This is a genomic window from uncultured Leptotrichia sp. (assembly GCF_938036635.1).
Lineage (GTDB): Bacteria > Fusobacteriota > Fusobacteriia > Fusobacteriales > Leptotrichiaceae > Leptotrichia > Leptotrichia hongkongensis.
In genome coordinates this window covers 1-2573 of sequence record NZ_CALHQO010000232.1, presented here as the reverse complement: position 1 = coordinate 2573, position 2573 = coordinate 1, and the positions used below count along the sequence as shown (strand labels likewise).

At 27.7% G+C, this 2573-nt stretch carries 5 protein-coding genes; all 5 read left to right on the top strand.

Annotation, left to right across the window (positions count from 1 at the left end; all coding sequences use genetic code 11):
• The coding region (locus Q0370_RS04490) for a prepilin-type N-terminal cleavage/methylation domain-containing protein (RefSeq protein WP_299572682.1) at positions 1–478 on the top strand (478 nt) is incomplete at its 5' end.
• The gene (locus Q0370_RS04485) at positions 478–924 is read left to right on the top strand and encodes an A24 family peptidase (RefSeq protein ID WP_299572679.1); all 447 of its coding nucleotides are present in this window, start codon (positions 478–480) and stop codon (positions 922–924) included. The genes Q0370_RS04490 and Q0370_RS04485, both read left to right, overlap by 1 nt.
• Positions 925–938: 14 nt before the next feature.
• On the top strand, positions 939–1397 hold the full coding sequence (locus Q0370_RS04480; RefSeq protein ID WP_006803433.1) for a hypothetical protein: 459 nt from the start codon (positions 939–941) through the stop codon (positions 1395–1397).
• 26 nt (positions 1398–1423) lie between these two features.
• Positions 1424–1882 (top strand): prepilin-type N-terminal cleavage/methylation domain-containing protein, encoded by a 459-nt coding sequence (locus Q0370_RS04475; protein WP_299572672.1) that lies wholly within the window; start codon positions 1424–1426, stop codon positions 1880–1882.
• A gap of 16 nt (positions 1883–1898) precedes the next feature.
• Positions 1899–2498, top strand: a complete 600-nt coding sequence (locus tag Q0370_RS04470; RefSeq protein ID WP_299572670.1) for a hypothetical protein — start codon at positions 1899–1901, stop codon at positions 2496–2498.
• The last annotated feature ends 75 nt before the right edge of the window (positions 2499–2573 follow it).

Here is a 2573-nt window from a genome sequence, read left to right as displayed (position 1 = left end):
AAAAATTAATAAAAAGAGGTGGTTAATCGTGGATAAGGTTTTAAAAAAAGAAAAGAGTAAAATTGAAAAAATGAAAAGAAGGGAGAAGCTCAAAGAATTAAGGGATAGAGAAAAAGGGTTTACGCTTGTAGAGGTGATACTGGTAGTGGCGATTATTACGATAATATCGGCAATTGCAGTACCACAAGTTGGGAAATATTTAAATAAGGCTAATAGAAGCAAGGTAATTGGAGCAGTTGCGGAACTTAATAATACGACAACTTCTTGGAGCATTGATCATGGTGGAGATGCACCTAAGAATTTACAGGATATTTTAACAGAGCATGGAAATCTAAATAAACTTGGAATTGGGCTTGATAACAACGGGAAATTTAAGATTGGAAATATTGAAGGAAATGTAGTTTATCAGAATGGAGAAGTTTTTGCCAAAGTATCTGCAGGAAGTAAGGCTTTTGCAGGGGAAGAAATTAGGAAATAATGGATATTGTGCTTGAAATTGTGAAATATTGTATTTTTTTTAGAATTATCTGGATTGATTTGAAAAAAAGGATTATTCCTGAAGAAAGTTTTGTTATTTTACTTGCATTAGGATTGATATCAGCAATTCAAAATATTAATTTAGAAGGTTATTATCTGGGAATTTGTGCTTATTCAATGCCAATGATAGTACTTTATATTTTAGAAGATTATTTTGGAAAAACGTTGATAGGCTTTGGAGATGTGAAACTGATGATGGGAATTGGTGGTATTTTGGGATATTTTGGAGTGGAGAAGATTATAAATTTTTATATGATTTTGTATATTTTTTCTGGAATAGTTGCTTTTTTATTTTTATTTTTGAAAAAGTGGAAAAAGTATGAATATATTCCATTTGCACCATTTATAATCATAAGTTATGTTATTTTTGAAATTTTTGGAAAATAAAAGTTGGGGAAAAAATGAGAAGGAATAAGGGAGAAACGTTAATTGAGAGTTTAATTTCGATGTTTTTTGTAACAGTTATCATTGTACCAGTTGCAAATTTATTTTTACAGACATTTAAAACGGATATTAAAGTTGATAATTTAAATGAAAAAAATGTAAACATTGAAAATATGGTTGAAATATTAAAGGCAAAAAAATATGATGAAATTGTAAATTTTATCGGAAAATATGAGATTTCAAAAGTAGATGATTTTTATAATAGATTTGCAATTGAGAAAAAATATCAATTTTTGAAAAAATTGGAACAAAAACTAGATAAAAAGGGAAAGTTTCAGGAAGATAAAATAAATTTAGAAATAAAGAAGGCGGATGGGTATTTTATGAATGAGTTTGGACAGAAAGAATATATTTTTGAAATAAATATTGATAAAATAAAGGATTATTATTTTCCAAATATTGATGAAAGCAGTTAAAAAATTAGTTTGCAGGAGGAAAATAAATGAAAAAAAGAGAAGGATATTTATTAGTCGAAATATTAATAAGTATGTTTATATTTTCTGTTCTTGTATTCGTAATTTCTGCGTTCTTAAAACGTGTGGTTATTGTGGAAAAGGCAAAGAAGGATAATCAGAAAATGTATGAGAAAATGTATTTTTCGATGGATAAAATTGTTTTGGATATAAAGAATAGAGATATTCAAGGATTTTCTTATGAAGGAGAGAATAATAACATTTTTGTTAAAGAAAATCAAATAGTTTTTAAATTGAATGAGCTATTTTACAAAATTGAATTTGATAAAGGAAAATTGTATATTTCTGATGCGGAAAATTTGAAAAAATTTGGAAGTAGAGCAGAAGTTGGAAAATTTCGTGAGGCAAAGTTTGAGAAAGTGGGAGAATTATTCGTTATTAGATTAAATAGTAATAAAAATAATAGTGTTAGGGCTGTGAGAATTTAAATTGAGGTTTTGGATAATGAGAAATAGATATTTTAGGTTATTGAAAAATATAAAACTTGGGGGAAAAAATAAGAATATAGAAAAAAGAAATGAGGGAGCTAGCCTTGTTTATGTTTTAGTAATTTTGTCAATAATTTCAGCATTTTCAATTAATTTTGCTTACTATGTGCGACAGAAAAAGGAAATGGTGTTTTTGAAAAGCCAAAAGGAAACTAAAGTTGAGAAGAATTTTTTGATACAGAAGGAAAATCAGAATGTAGAACGAATTTTGAATAAAGGGATTTTATTTGATGGTAATACAGTTTCGTTAGATAGGAGAGAGCGATATTTTGATAGTGTTTTAAAAAAAGATGGGCAAGTTGTTGAGATAAAAAATTTGATTTTTTTAGCAAAAGATACTGAAAGTATTGGGAATTACAAGGTTAAGTCAATAAGGGACAGCAATGATAATGAATATTCATTACCACTTGAAGAAAATAAGGTTTATAGTGAATTGAAAGTTGTTTTTGCAAGAAAAATTTTGGATGAAGAGATATTGTTTCAGGAAAAGGTAGGGTTTAGGAGATTAAGTTCGCTGGAAGTGGAAATGAGAGTTGTGGAATCAGGTTTTTTATAGAACTGTCCCAAATGGAATACTTAGAAATAAGATAAAAGATTAAAGGGGGAGTGATGGGAGAAAAAATAAAAATAT